Source organism: Streptomyces sp. NPDC059534 (assembly GCF_042743475.1).
GTDB lineage: Bacteria > Actinomycetota > Actinomycetes > Streptomycetales > Streptomycetaceae > Streptomyces.
Genome location: NZ_JBHWAQ010000136.1, coordinates 1 through 1718, shown reverse-complemented (window position 1 = coordinate 1718; position 1718 = coordinate 1). Strand labels below are relative to the sequence as shown.

1 rRNA gene is annotated in these 1718 nt (G+C 50.8%); it reads right to left on the bottom strand.

Annotated features, from left to right (window positions below):
- A 16S ribosomal RNA gene (locus ACFVZH_RS40330) occupies nt 1-1376 on the bottom strand; the annotation flags it as partial.
- Nucleotides 1377-1718: the final 342 nt, after the last annotated feature.

Sequence of the window (1718 nt, the reverse complement as noted above, 5' to 3'; positions counted from 1 at the left end):
GCGGCATGCTGATCCGCGATTACTAGCGATTCCAGCTTCACGCAGTCGAGTTGCAGACTGCGATCCGAACTGAGAACAGATTTGTGGGATTGGCTTAACCTCGCGGTTTCGCTGCCCTTTGTTCTGTCCATTGTAGCACGTGTGTAGCCCAGGTCATAAGGGGCATGATGATTTGACGTCATCCCCACCTTCCTCCGGTTTGTCACCGGCAGTCACCTTAGAGTGCCCAACTGAATGCTGGCAACTAAGATCAAGGGTTGCGCTCGTTGCGGGACTTAACCCAACATCTCACGACACGAGCTGACGACAACCATGCACCACCTGTCACTCTGCCCCCGAAGGGGACGTCCTATCTCTAGGATTGTCAGAGGATGTCAAGACCTGGTAAGGTTCTTCGCGTTGCTTCGAATTAAACCACATGCTCCACCGCTTGTGCGGGCCCCCGTCAATTCCTTTGAGTTTCAGTCTTGCGACCGTACTCCCCAGGCGGAGTGCTTAATGCGTTAGCTGCAGCACTAAGGGGCGGAAACCCCCTAACACTTAGCACTCATCGTTTACGGCGTGGACTACCAGGGTATCTAATCCTGTTTGCTCCCCACGCTTTCGCGCCTCAGTGTCAGTTACAGACCAGAAAGTCGCCTTCGCCACTGGTGTTCCTCCACATCTCTACGCATTTCACCGCTACACGTGGAATTCCACTCTCCTCTTCTGCACTCAAGTTCCCCAGTTTCCAATGACCCTCCCCGGTTGAGCCGGGGGCTTTCACATCAGACTTAAGAAACCGCCTGCGAGCCCTTTACGCCCAATAATTCCGGACAACGCTTGCCACCTACGTATTACCGCGGCTGCTGGCACGTAGTTAGCCGTGGCTTTCTGGTTAGGTACCGTCAAGGTGCCGCCCTATTCGAACGGTACTTGTTCTTCCCTAACAACAGAGCTTTACGATCCGAAAACCTTCATCACTCACGCGGCGTTGCTCCGTCAGACTTTCGTCCATTGCGGAAGATTCCCTACTGCTGCCTCCCGTAGGAGTCTGGGCCGTGTCTCAGTCCCAGTGTGGCCGATCACCCTCTCAGGTCGGCTACGCATCGTTGCCTTGGTGAGCCGTTACCTCACCAACTAGCTAATGCGCCGCGGGTCCATCTGTAAGTGGTAGCCGAAGCCACCTTTTATGTTTGAACCATGCGGTTCAAACAACCATCCGGTATTAGCCCCGGTTTCCCGGAGTTATCCCAGTCTTACAGGCAGGTTACCCACGTGTTACTCACCCGTCCGCCGCTAACATCAGGGAGCAAGCTCCCATCTGTCCGCTCGACTTGCATGTATTAGGCACGCCGCCAGCGTTCGTCCTGAGCCAGGATCAAACTCTCCGATAAAGTAGTTTGACTGACTACGCACATCGCTGTGCGATTTATTTAAAACTTTGAATTAACAGGTACGTTTTATCTTGTTTAGTTTTCAAAGATCATTACCGCTTGTTGAAGCAGCTTTATTATCTTACCACTCAGCTTCTTTTATGTCAACAACTTTTTTTAAGTTGTTTCCGAAGCTTTTTGTTGTTGTCTGCTGTTCATCAGCGACGTTTAATAATATACCATGCATTCTTTAAATTTAGCAAGTGTTTTTTTCATTTTTTTTAAAACGTATTTCGTTATATTCATCTCCGCCGCGGCATACGATGTAATCAAGCATGGACAAGATAAGGAGGCGTCATCAGC